This window comes from Fulvimonas sp. R45, assembly GCF_030504985.1.
Taxonomy (GTDB): domain Bacteria; phylum Pseudomonadota; class Gammaproteobacteria; order Xanthomonadales; family Rhodanobacteraceae; genus Rhodanobacter_A.
The window spans coordinates 149,856-161,211 of record NZ_JASERU010000008.1; the positions used below are offsets into that span (position 1 = coordinate 149,856).

The 11,356-nt window shown below is 65.7% G+C and carries 9 protein-coding genes and 1 tRNA gene; 8 read left to right on the forward strand and 2 right to left on the reverse strand.

Features of this window, described 5'->3' with window-relative positions:
• The first annotated feature begins 3 nt into the window (after positions 1 to 3).
• The 6 genes from rplT to QMK61_RS10005 all read left to right on the forward strand — a co-directional run bounded on the left by rplT (position 4) and on the right by QMK61_RS10005 (position 4,835).
• Positions 4 to 363, forward strand: a complete 360-nt coding sequence (gene rplT, locus QMK61_RS09980; RefSeq protein ID WP_128898432.1) for a 50S ribosomal protein L20 — start codon at positions 4 to 6, stop codon at positions 361 to 363.
• A 258-nt stretch (positions 364 to 621) separates the two neighbouring features.
• Positions 622 to 1,617: a phenylalanine--tRNA ligase subunit alpha gene (pheS, locus tag QMK61_RS09985; protein WP_302072049.1), complete on the forward strand. Its 996-nt coding sequence runs from the start codon at positions 622 to 624 to the stop codon at positions 1,615 to 1,617.
• A 19-nt stretch (positions 1,618 to 1,636) separates the two neighbouring features.
• A complete protein-coding gene (pheT, locus tag QMK61_RS09990; protein WP_302072050.1) occupies positions 1,637 to 4,015 on the forward strand; it encodes a phenylalanine--tRNA ligase subunit beta in 2,379 nt (792 codons plus the stop codon).
• A gap of 1 nt (position 4,016) precedes the next feature.
• Positions 4,017 to 4,316, forward strand: a complete 300-nt coding sequence (gene ihfA / locus QMK61_RS09995; protein WP_302072051.1) for an integration host factor subunit alpha — start codon at positions 4,017 to 4,019, stop codon at positions 4,314 to 4,316.
• A complete protein-coding gene (locus QMK61_RS10000; protein ID WP_302072052.1) occupies positions 4,297 to 4,653 on the forward strand; it encodes a MerR family transcriptional regulator in 357 nt (118 codons plus the stop codon). The genes ihfA and QMK61_RS10000 overlap by 20 nt, the downstream gene beginning before the upstream one ends.
• Positions 4,654 to 4,758: 105 nt before the next feature.
• Positions 4,759 to 4,835: transfer RNA gene (locus tag QMK61_RS10005), tRNA-Pro, on the forward strand.
• A 1,987-nt stretch (positions 4,836 to 6,822) separates the two neighbouring features.
• Here the strand turns inward: QMK61_RS10005 and serA are convergent.
• Positions 6,823 to 8,055: a phosphoglycerate dehydrogenase gene (gene serA, locus QMK61_RS10010; protein ID WP_302072053.1), complete on the reverse strand. Its 1,233-nt coding sequence runs from the start codon at positions 8,053 to 8,055 to the stop codon at positions 6,823 to 6,825.
• 108 nt (positions 8,056 to 8,163) lie between these two features.
• On the opposite strand from serA, the gene QMK61_RS10015 reads away from it, so the two are divergent.
• The gene (locus QMK61_RS10015) at positions 8,164 to 9,552 is read left to right on the forward strand and encodes an FAD-binding oxidoreductase (RefSeq protein ID WP_302072054.1); all 1,389 of its coding nucleotides are present in this window, start codon (positions 8,164 to 8,166) and stop codon (positions 9,550 to 9,552) included.
• Here QMK61_RS10015 and bla read toward each other — a convergent pair whose 3' ends face one another.
• Entirely contained in the window at positions 9,553 to 10,566 is a 1,014-nt protein-coding gene (bla, locus tag QMK61_RS10020; protein WP_302072055.1) for a class A beta-lactamase, read from the reverse strand.
• 206 nt (positions 10,567 to 10,772) lie between these two features.
• On the opposite strand from bla, the gene QMK61_RS10025 reads away from it, so the two are divergent.
• Positions 10,773 to 11,356, forward strand: a 584-nt coding sequence (locus QMK61_RS10025) for an IS110 family transposase (RefSeq protein ID WP_302072060.1), incomplete at its 3' end; no start/stop codon positions are given.

Genomic DNA, 11,356 nt, shown 5'->3' on the forward strand with positions numbered 1-11,356 from the left:
ACCATGGCTCGTGTCAAGCGTGGCGTCACCGCCCGTCGTCGTCACAAGAAGATCATCGGCCGCGCGAAGGGCTACTACAACGCCCGCCGCAAGGTCTTCCGCGTAGCGAACCAGGCCGTCATCAAGGCCGGCCAGTACGCCTACATCGGCCGCAAGCAGAAGAAGCGCCAGTTCCGCGCCCTGTGGATCGTGCGCATCAATGCCGCCGCCCGCCAGTTCGGCCTGTCCTACAGCCGCCTGATCAACGGCCTGGCCAAGGCCGGCATCACGGTCGACCGCAAGGTGCTGGCGGACATCGCCGTGCACGACATCAAGGCGTTTGGCGCCATCGCGGAAAAGGCGAAGGCCAGCCTGGCCGCTTGATCGTCGCTCACTGACGATATGATGTGAATCAAGCGGGGAGAAGGCCAACGCCTTCTCCCCGTTTTCATTTCAATGATGCGCTTCCTGCGTTTGCCTCCTCTCCCCTCCGGGGAGAGGATTGAGGTGAGGGGCGGGTGCTCGCGTTAGCCTGCACCGAAAGCACGCTTCGCTCCTGACGCTGACGCAAGAGCGGCTCCTCACCCCAACCCTCCCCCCGGAGGGGAGAGGGAGCCAAAAGCCAAAGCGAGACTCGCACCGATGGACGATCTGGATAGCCGCGCCAGCCAGGCCCTGGCCGACATAGAAAACGCCGCCTCGCTCGATGCGCTCGAAACGCTGCGCGTGGGCCTGCTCGGCAAGAGCGGCATCGTCACCGCCGCGCTGAAGGCGCTGGGCGCGCTGGCGCCGGACGAGCGCAAGGCGCGCGGCGCCGAGGTGAACCGCGTCAAGGAGCGCCTCGTCGACGCGCTGGCCGTGCGCAAGGCGGCGTTGGAGCAGGCCGAGCTGGATCGCCGGCTCGCTTCCGAGACCCTCGACATCACGCTGCCCGGCCGCGACGGCGAGCGCGGCGGCATCCACCCGATCACCCGCGCGCTGGAGCGCATCGCCGGCATCTTCGCGCGGCTGGGCTACCAGCGCGCCGACGGCCCCGAGATCGAGGACGACTGGCACAACTTCGAGGCGCTGAACTTCCCGCCGCACCACCCGGCGCGCGCCATGCACGACACCTTCTACTTCGGCGACGGGCGCCTGCTGCGCACGCACACCTCGCCGGTGCAGGTCCGCTCGATGGCCGGCCGCCAGCCGCCGATCCGTGTCATCGCGCCGGGCAAGGTCTACCGCAGCGATTCGGACCAGACCCACTCGCCGATGTTCCATCAGATCGAGGGCCTGCTGGTGGACGAGACCTCCAGCTTCGCCGACCTCAAGGGCACCCTGGCCGAGTTCATCCGCGCGTTCTTCGAGCGCGATTTCGAGATGCGCTTCCGCCCCAGCTATTTCCCCTTCACCGAGCCCTCGGCCGAGGTGGACATCCGCTGGGAAACGAAGGACGGCGGATCGCGCTGGCTGGAGGTACTGGGCTGCGGCATGGTGCACCCGAACGTGCTGAAGAACTGCGGCATCGACCCGGAACGCTACACCGGCTTCGCCTTCGGCCTGGGCGTGGAGCGTTTCGCCATGCTGCGCTACGGCGTGTCGGACCTGCGCGCGTTCTTCGAGAACGACCTGCGCTTCCTCAAGCAGTTCGCGTAAACCGGGCAGGGAACACACGATGAAATTCTCCGAGAACTGGTTGCGCGAACTGGTCGACATCAAGGCCGACCGCGCCGCCCTGGCCCACGCGCTGACCATGGCCGGGCTGGAAGTGGAAGAACTGGTGCCGCTGGGCGAGGGCCTGGACGGCGTGGTGGTGGCCGAGATCGTCGGCGCCGAAAAGCATCCCCAGGCCGACCGCCTGCAGGTGTGCAAGGTCGACGCGGGGCGGGGCGAGCCGCTGCAGATCGTCTGCGGCGCGCCGAATGCGCGCGTGGGCATCAAGGTGCCGCTGGCGACCGTGGGCGCGAACCTGCCGGGTGGCATCCACATCAAGGCCGCCAGGCTGCGTGGCGTGGAATCGTTCGGCATGCTGTGCTCGGCGAAGGAGTTGGGCATCGACGCCGACGCGTCCGGCCTGCTGGAGCTGCCGGCCGACGCGCCGGTCGGCCAGCCGCTGGCCACGTATCTCGGCCTGCCCGACGCCAGCATCGAGCTGAAGCTCACCCCGAACCGCCCGGACTGCCTGGGCCTCTACGGCCTCGCGCACGACGTGGCCGCGCTGTTCGGCAGCCGCGTGAAGACCGGCGAACAGCCGGCCGCGCCGGTGACCGGTACGGCTCGCCGCGGCATCCGGCTCGAAGCCGGCAAGGACGCGCCGCGCTACCTGGGTCGCATCGTCGAGGGCATCGACCCCGCCGCACGCACGCCGCTGTGGCTGGCCGAGCGGTTGCGCCGCTCCGGCCTGCGCCCGATCAGCGCGGTGGTTGACGTCACCAACTACGTGATGCTCGAGCTGGGCCAGCCCATGCATGCCTTCGACAACGACCGGCTCGAAGGCGACGTGGTGGTGCGCCATGCGCGCGCCGGCGAGGCGCTGAAGCTGCTGGATGGCAGCGAGGCGACACTGGACGAAGGCTTCGTGCTGATCGCCGACGACAGCAAGCCGCTGGCGGTAGCCGGCGTGATGGGCGGCCATGACTCGCGTGTCACCGACGCCACGCGCAACATCTTCCTGGAGGCCGCGCATTTCGCGCCGGCCGCGATCATGGGCCGTGCACGCAAGCTGGGCCTGCACACCGACGCCTCCCACCGCTTCGAGCGCGGCGTCGATCCCGCGCTGCCGCGCCGCGCGCTGGAGCGCGCCACCGAACTGCTGCTGGCGATCGCCGGCGGCAAGGCCGGCCCGGTGCTGGTGGCGGAGAACCCGGCCGACCTGCCGCAGCCGGCGCCGGTGACGCTGCGCCGCGCGCGGCTGCGGCGTGTGCTGGGCGTGAAGGTAGCCGATGCCGAGGTGGCGCGCATCTTCACCGCGCTGGGCATGCAGGTGGCCCCGCAGACCGGCGGCTGGCAGGTCACGGCGCCCAGCAGCCGCTTCGACATCGAGCGCGAAGAGGACCTGATCGAGGAGGTCGCGCGCATCTTCGGCTACGACAACATCCCCACCGCCACGCCGGCCGGCGCGCTGGCGCTGGCGGCCGAGCCGGAGGCGCGCATCGGCGCGCTGGCCCTGCGCGAGCAGCTCGCCGCGCGTGGCTTCCACGAGGCGGTGAACCTGTCCTTCGTGTCCGTCGAGCTGCTGGCGCAGTGGGGGCTCGGCGGCCACGGCGTGCCGCTGGCCAACCCGCTGTCGGCCGACCTGGCGGTGATGCGTCCCTCGCTGCTGCCCGGTCTGGTCGAGGCGCTGCGCCACAATCGCGCGCGCCAGCAGGAACGCGTGCGCCTGTTCGAGGTCGCCCGCGTGTTCGAGGCGGGCGACCCGCCCGTCGAGACGCCCAGCCTGGCCATCGTCGCCTGCGGCGCCGCACGCGCCGAGCAATGGGGCGAACCGGCGCGCGCGCTGGATTTCTTCGACCTCAAGGGCGAGCTGGATGCCTTGATCGCCTGGGGCGGCGAACCGCAGCGCTGGTCGCTGCACGCCGACGGCCTGCCGGGCTGGCTGCATCCCGGGCGCGGCGCGCGGGTGGCGCGCGACGGCGTCACCGCGGGCTGGTTCGGTGCGCTGCACCCGCAACTGGCCAAGGCGCTGGACCTGGGACCGGACGCGCATGTGCTGGAACTGGCGCTGGAGCCGCTGCTGGCGCGCCGGTTGCCGCAGGCGCAGGCGGTGCCGCGCTACCCCTCGGTGCGCCGCGACATCGCGGTGGAGGTGCCCGAACAGGTGGCCTGGTCACAGATCGGGCAGGTGGTCCGGAGCACGCTTGGCGGGGTGCTGAAGGAACTGCGCCTGTTCGACCGCTACAGCGGCAAGGGCATCGAATCCGGGCGCAAGAGTCTCGCTATGGGCTTGATTTTGCAGGACGCTTCACGCACGCTTACCGACGAAGACGCGGATCGCTGCGTACGCGAAGCGGTCGCGGCGTTGGAGACGACATGCATGGCGCGATTGCGAGGATAAGATGGCGCTGACCAAGGCGGAGATGGCCGAGCGCCTGTTTCTCGAGGTGGGCCTGAACAAGCGGGAAGCCAAGGAATTCGTGGACGCCTACTTCGAGGTCGTGCGCGAGGCCCTCGAGCGCGGCGAGCAGGTGAAGCTGTCCGGCTTCGGCAACTTCGACCTGCGCCAGAAGAACCAGCGCCCGGGGCGCAACCCCAAGACGGGCGAGGAGATCCCCATCTCCGCCCGCCGCGTGGTAACGTTCCGGCCCGGGCAGAAACTCAAGGTGCGAGTCGAAAGCTATGCTGGATCAAGGGAATAACACCGAGCTGCCCGCCATCCCGGCCAAGCGCTACTTCACCATCGGCGAAGTCAGCGAACTGTGCGGGGTGAAGCCGCACGTGCTGCGCTACTGGGAGCAGGAATTCCCCGCGCTGAACCCGGTGAAGCGCCGCGGCAACCGCCGCTACTACCAACGCCACGACGTGCTGATGATCCGCCAGATCCGCTCGCTGCTGTACGACGAGGGCTTCACCATCACCGGTGCCCGCGCGCGACTGGAAGGTCCGCAGGCGCGGATGGAAGCCAGCATGTCGCACCAGATCGTGCGCCAGGTGCGCATGGAGCTGGAAGAAGTGCTGAGCCTGCTGCGGCGTTGAATCCGCCGCGTATCTGCTATACTCGTTCGTCTGTAGAAAGTGCGGCCCATGGATGGCCGCATTTTGATCTTCGCGGCCAGGATGGCTGCATGAGTGAAGCCAAGTCGGGGCGTAGCGCAGCCTGGTAGCGCATTTGCCTGGGGGGCAAAGGGTCGTCGGTTCGAATCCGGCCGCCCCGACCAATTCGATGATCGGCACTTTGCCTGGCGAGTGCCCAAATTATTGATCCTGAATACACAGCGGTTCTGGCGGCTACGCTATCCCTGAAATGCTACGTCTCTTTGTTACGTCGCACTGCTACGTCTGGGTCAGTCATCGACGGAGAGAGGTGCACGTGAAACGAAGCATTGTGCATCGAGGTGGCAAGCTGAGCTTCCGCACCGCTGCTGCCCCGAAAGAGCTTCGTAAGCTCAGGGAGCAAGCTGGAAAGTCGGCAGGGCAGACCTAGAGTGCCTACATCGAGCGCTTCAACGGGCGTGCCTCGCCGAGGTGTTGGATCGCACGTCTTCACCAGCTTGCCTGAGGCAACGCATAGCCGAAGGCTGGCACCACCCGCTACATCCATCAACATCCCCATCGTGCATTCGGCAGATTCATTTATTGCTCACGCCATGCACGATGTTATCCGCCATCTTTATTTTCAGATGGCTCGGGAATGTAGAGTTTCAAGGGTCGCTACAAGATTCTTTGGTCGGCTATTCTTAAAAGAAGATGTGGATAAACGCTTGGTTCCAGCTGTTTGCCACAGGGGTGAGTCTCACCTAAGCCAAGGAGTAAAATATGAGAATGAAATATATTGGTCTTTATATATGTTACTTTTCCTTGCTCTGCATCATGTTGGTATTGGCGTATGGAATAATATTGGGTCCATTATCCGTAATGAGCTATTCATGGCCCTTTGTTTTTCTGGCTTTGCTTGGTGCGTTTATTCAGATCGCGATGACAGTTATCGGTAGGTTGTCGAGGTTGAAATAAAAAACCCGGAGCATGCATGCTCCGGGTTTTTTACTTTTGCTCGAGATTCACCGAGAAAGAGTGCAGCGTGTTGTCCCGCCTGTGGTAACGCAAGCGAGGACGGCGGGTGCCTGCGGGCTCGGTGTGTTAACGCCCCATAGTTCTACTCGCTGATACCAAGATATTGCATCCAATGAGCCTTGGGGGGTTCCAGGAAAAACATAGTTTTTTGTGCTTCCATTACTCCCGCCGACCTGAGATGGATTGTCAGGAATGGTGTTTCCAGATGCATCCCTTGACGTGCCTGGAACATAGAACCACGAATGATCTGACGGACTCCAGTCATAACGCTGGGTGCTTCCATCTGGAAATTGGACGGTAATTGATAGGCCAAGTTCTCTTAATGAGACTCTAACGGAATCTGAACTGCTGGCACCAAATAGCACATTAAGATTCCCGGCAGCCATGCCAGTTGCTTCTACCATCCTGGCGTAGATTCCTCCCGATGAAGACGAACTCTGCGTATTTAGGTATGAAACAACTTGGTTGCGGTAGTAGCCCTCATTGATTGCATCCCAAGCAGTTATCTCCCCATTTGCAGTCGCTAGCGCGACGGATAGTGTCGAAGGGGTTGCTCTTGGATGGCTGAGAGCGGTCACGCCGCTTGCTTTCGAAGTGCTTACTGGTAGCTCTATTGAAAAAGAGAGGGAGTGATTATTTCTATTGTAGAAAGACATTGCTAGTGCCCAGTAAGAGGCTACATCCGATGGCAAGGGCTGCTCTCTGGGTGTCCATGCATGCTCATTGGGAACGCTTGATTCTTTTACAAAATAACGAATTGTCTATCTCTGTAAATCATATACAAACCAAGAATCACGACTGGGGTAACTTTCTCTTAGCATGTTGATAATAACAGGATTGGCGCATTGGTCGCAGCGGATTGCGTATGTGCCGGATGGCATTGCTATCGCTTTACTGCCAAATCCGGTTGCGCAAATCATCGTTAAAGAAATGGCAAGAGCTTTTACATTCCAAGTAGAAATCGACACTTCCTTTTCTCCTTCCTTAGGGTGCGCAAATGCGCATGATTAGACTAATTGCGCCTGTGTATGTAGTCAACTGCTGCTATTGTGAACGTGTGCGCACCCAAGGGGTTGTCGGCTGGTGATAATTAGTATTTCAAGATAAGCCAAGCTTCTAGTGTTCCGGTTAAATTTAGTACAGCACGCGGCTGCGCAGCGTGCCCGGGATTGCCGCGAGCTGGTCTTTCAGCGCATTCGCCTGTGCCTCGTCGGCGGCCACGTCGATCACCACGTAGCCCAGCTCGGCGTCGGTCTGGAGGAACTGCGCGTCGATGTTGATGTTGCCGGCGGAGAACAGCTCGTTGATGCGCGACAGCACGCCGGGCACGTTCCGGTGGATGTGCAGCAGGCGGCGGCTGCGCGGGTGCTCGGGCAGCGACACCTCGGGGAAGTTCACCGCCGACAGGGTGGAGCCGTTGTCGCTGTAGCGCACCAGCTTGCTGGCCACCTCGATGCCGATGTTGTCCTGCGCCTCCAGCGTGCTGCCGCCGATGTGCGGGGTGAGGATCACGTTGTCCAGGCCGACCAGCGGCGACACGAACGGGTCGTCGTTGCCCTTGGGTTCCACCGGGAACACGTCGACCGCGGCGCCGGCGACGTGCCCGGAACGCAGCGCCCCGGCCAGCGCCTCGATGTCCACCACGCTGCCGCGCGAGGCGTTGATCAGCACCGCGCCGGGCCGCATCGCCGCGATCTCGCGCGCGCCGAACATCAGCTTGGTGGCCGGCGTTTCCGGCACGTGCAGGGTCACCACATCGGCGCGCGCCAGCAGGTCGTCCAGGCCGGCGGCGGCGCGGGCGTTGCCCAGCGCCAGCTTGGTCTCGACGTCGTGGAAGATCACCTGCATGCCCAGGCCTTCGGCCAGCACGCCGACCTGGGTGCCGATGTGGCCGTAGCCGATCACGCCCAGCACCTTGCCGCGCGCCTCGTAGCTGCCGGCGGCCGACTTGCTCCAGCCGCCACGGTGGCATTGCGCGTTCCTCTGCGGAATGCCGCGCAGCAGCATGATGGCCTCGGCGATCACCAGCTCGGCCACGCTGCGCGTGTTGGAATAGGGCGCGTTGAACACCGGGATGCCCAGCCGCTCGGCCGCGCCCAGGTCCACCTGGTTGGTGCCGATGCAGAAGCAGCCCGCCGCGATCAGCCGCTTGGCGTGCGACAGCACCTCGGCGGTGAGCTGGGTGCGCGAGCGAAGCCCCACGATATGCGCTTCCGCGATGCGTTCCAGCAACTCTCCTTCCGGCAGCGACTTGGCGTGGTACTCGATCTGGGTGTAGCCGGCGCGCTGGAAGGCCTCCACCGCGGTGCGGCTCACGCCCTCCAGCAGCAGCACGCGGATGTCTTGCTTCGGAAAGGAGGTCTTCATGGCGGTCCCCGGCGAGTGGAGTCCCCACTATGCCAGAATTGCGGCGTTGCAGCACTGGACGTTTGGACGTCCGACTGGCAGTCTCGTCCTATCGATATGGGAGTCCCCATGAGCCCCACCCTGGACGAACTGGCCCGCCGCCTGCCCGACGTGCGCCTGCTCACCGACGCCGGCGACCTCGAACACTACGGCCGCGACTGGACCCGCCGCTGGACGCCGGCGCCGCTGGCGATCGCGCTGCCGGCCACGGTGGAGGAGGTGCAGGGCATCGTGCGCTGGGCCAACGAGCAGCGCGTGGCCGTCGTGCCCTCGGGCGGCCGCACCGGGCTTTCCGGCGGCGCGGTGGCGGCCAACGGCGAGCTGGTGCTCAGCCTGGAGCGGATGAACCGCGTGCTGGGCTTCGACCCGGCCGACCGCACGCTCACCGTGCAGCCGGGCATGCCGCTGGAGGCGGTGCATGCGGCGGCGCGCGAACACGGGCTGGTCTACCCGGTGGACTTCGCCGCGCGCGGCTCCTGTTCCATTGGCGGCAACATCGCCACCAATGCCGGCGGCATCCGGGTGATCCGCTACGGCAACACGCGCGAGTGGATCGCGGGCTTGAAGGTGGTGGCCGGCAACGGCGAGCTGCTCGACCTCAACCGCGGCCTGGTGAAGAACTCCAGCGGCTACGACTTCCGCCAGCTGATGATCGGCTCGGAAGGCACGCTGGGCATCGTGGTGGAAGCCACGCTGAAGCTCACCGACCCGCCGCCACCCGCACAGACCATGCTGCTGGCATTGCCGGACATGGACGCGGTGCTGGCGGTGTTCGGCCTGTTCCGCGCGAAGCTTTCGCTGCAGGCCTTCGAGTTCTTCACCGACTTGGCGCTGAAGCACGTGCTGGCGCACGGCGCCCAGCGTGCGCTGGGCGGCGACCATCCGTACTACGTGGTCACCGAGTTCGACGCACCGGACGAGGCCGCACAGGACGCCGCGCTGGCGGTGCTGGGCGAAGGCATGGAGCGGGGCTGGATCGTCGACGGCACGATCGCGCAGAGCGAGGCCCAGGCCGCGGCGCTGTGGCGGCTGCGCGAGGGCATCACCGAAAGCCTGGCGCCGCACAGACCGTACAAGAATGACGTGTCGGTGCGCATAGCCGCGGTGCCGGCCTTCCTGCATGCGATGCAGGCGCTGCTGGCGCGCGAGTACCCGCACATCGAAGTGGTGTGGTTCGGCCACATCGGCGACGGCAACCTGCACATCAACGTGCTGAAGCCATCCGGCCTGGCCGACGCCGATTTCATCGCGCAGTGCGAGCATGTGACGAAACTGCTGGCCGCCACGCTGAAGAAGCATGGCGGCAGCATCTCGGCCGAGCACGGCATCGGCCTGGTCAAGCGGCCCTACCTGGACAGCACCCGCGGCGCGGCGGAGATCGCGCTGATGCGCGGCGTGCGCAAGGTGTTCGATCCCAATGGCATCCTCAACCCGGGCAAGCTGTTCGAGGCGGAGTGATCAGCGATGCCATGTCGCCGCGACCGTGCGCGCCAGGTCGGCGAACAGCGCGTCGCGGTCGGCTTTCGGCGCGCGTGAAGCCGTGAGGAAGGCGGCCACGATCACGCTGCGGCCATCGGGCCAGGTCAGGATGCCGATGTCGTTGTAGGCGGCGGTGAGCCCGTCCAGCGTGTAGGACGTGCCACATTTGTCTGCCAGCACCACGCCGCGGGGCAGGCCTTGCCGCATGCGGGCCGGCCTGGTCTGCGCCCGCATCCATGCCAGCAGGGCCTGCGTCGACGAAGGCGAAAGCAGGGTGCCGCGCTGCAGCTGGCGCAGGAAATCGGCGGCGGCGCCCGGCGTGCTGCGGTTGCGCGGATCGGCGAGATAGGCGCGATAGCCGCGCTGCAGACGCAGGTCACGCGCCTCGTCCGTCTCGTTGGCCGGCGGTTGCTGGCCGGCGGCGAGTTGCTCGAAGACGTCGCTGACGCCGGCTTCGCCGATGTCCACCCGCATGCCGGTGACGCCGTGCGCGCGCAGGAAGGCGGTGACGTCCCGCGGCGGGACGAGCTTCAGCAGGGCATCGACCGCGGTGCTGTCGCTGTCGCTGACGGCCGCGACGAGCAGCTGGCGTACGGTGAAGCTCATGCGCTCGCCGTGGAAATGTGCGCCGATGGATGGCACGGCGGAGCCGGCGACGATGTCTGCGCGGGTCAAGGTGACGGCCTGCGACATCGACAGCTCGCCCCGGTCGATGCGTGCGAGGACCGCGGCGGCGACCGGCGCCTTGAACACGCTCATCATCGGATAGGCGCGTTCGACGTTGACCTGCCAGCGTTCGCCGTTCCGCGGGTCGAGCACGGTGATGCCGAGCACGCCGGGCCGGGCGCGCCTGGCCAGGGCTTCGAGCCTGCCTTGCAGCGCGGCGTGGGCTGCGGGAACGTCCGGGGCCGGAGTCGCCGGCAATGCCGTCGGCGCGATGAAGGCGAGGGCCAGGGCGAACAGGTTGGCGAGGCGGACGCGGGCGGCGTGCATGCGGTGGGCCGGAAGGTGGCGGATGCCCATTCTTCCATGTGGAAAGGCCCGGATGATGGCGTGCGGATGGCTCGGCGGAGCCGTCGCCTGGAATGATTGAATGGACTCCTCCCGCGCCACACGGCTTCGATGAGCCAGACTGAGCCGTTGCCGTTCAGTCGACGGGATCACGAGAGGAGTCCGCCATGCATGCTACGCCTGAAACTGTGCCGGCGACCATGGTCGCCGTGGATCTGGCCAAGGACGTGTTTGAGCTGGCGTATGCCGATGCCGAGCACCGAATCGTGGCGCGCAAGCGGCTGTCGCGCCGTGCCTTTGCCCATGCGTTGGACAACCGTGGTCCGTTGCGCGTGGTGATGGAAGCGTGCGGCAGCGCGCACTACTGGGCGCGTCGGTTTACCCGGCAAGGGCACTCGGTGCGGCTGTTGCCCGCGCGCGATGTGCGCCCGTACGTCCGGCGCAACAAGACCGATCGCACCGATGTGGCCGGGATACTCGAGGCGGATCGTTGTGCGCAGATCGATCCGGTGCCAGTGAAGTCGCCCGAGCAGCAGGGCGTGCAGGCGCTGCATCGCATCCGCGAGCGGCTCAAGGCCCAGCGCACCGCCACGATCAATTTGCTGCGTGGCGTGTTGCGCGAGTTCGGCTTGGTCATTCCGCTGGGCGCGACCAAGGTACGTCCGGCGGTGCTGGCGGCACTCGAAGACGGCGACAACGACCTGCCGATGGCCCTGCGTCACACGCTGGGCGAGTTGCTGGAGCGATTGGCGGGATTGCAGGTGGACATGGA